1 protein-coding gene is annotated in these 443 nt (G+C 42.4%); it reads left to right on the top strand.

Annotation, left to right across the window (positions count from 1 at the left end):
• The coding region (locus AB4507_RS22990) for a hypothetical protein (protein WP_372055030.1) at nucleotides 1-410 on the top strand (410 nt) is incomplete at its 5' end.
• Between the last annotated feature and the right edge of the window lie 33 nt (nucleotides 411-443).

Raw genomic sequence — 443 nt, 5'->3', positions numbered from 1 at the left:
TAGCGCTACTTATCATGGCAACGTCTAGCGCTGCCATGGCACAAAATGTGACCTCAATGGAACAGCAAAAAGTCGATAACGACATGCTACAACTGGCCGACGTTCAACAAGAAGCGGCGTTGTTCATGGTTGAAGAAAATTCAGACTACGTGGAGATTGACTACATTGGTCAGTGGGTTGACGTGAACAATTACGTCACACACAAAGAAGCTAAAGAACGCCAGCTTCAAAAGACCACCAAGAAATACATTTACTCGCAAACAGGTGAAACTCTAGAATCCATCGAGCAGCGAATTGCTGAGCATATTCAAGTGGACCAACCTAGATATTTCAGTGTCGATGTTTACCGTAATTACCACGGTGATTCTGGGGACTTTAACTATCTAGCTCGAGTTATCGAATACATTTAAGTTATTCGTTTGACATCAACGATAAAACCTACT

This window comes from Vibrio sp. 10N.222.54.A3, from assembly GCF_041474095.1.
Classification (GTDB): domain Bacteria; phylum Pseudomonadota; class Gammaproteobacteria; order Enterobacterales; family Vibrionaceae; genus Vibrio; species Vibrio crassostreae_C.
The sequence above is the reverse complement of the archived record's forward strand: the minus strand, read 5'-3'. Positions and strand labels throughout refer to the sequence as shown.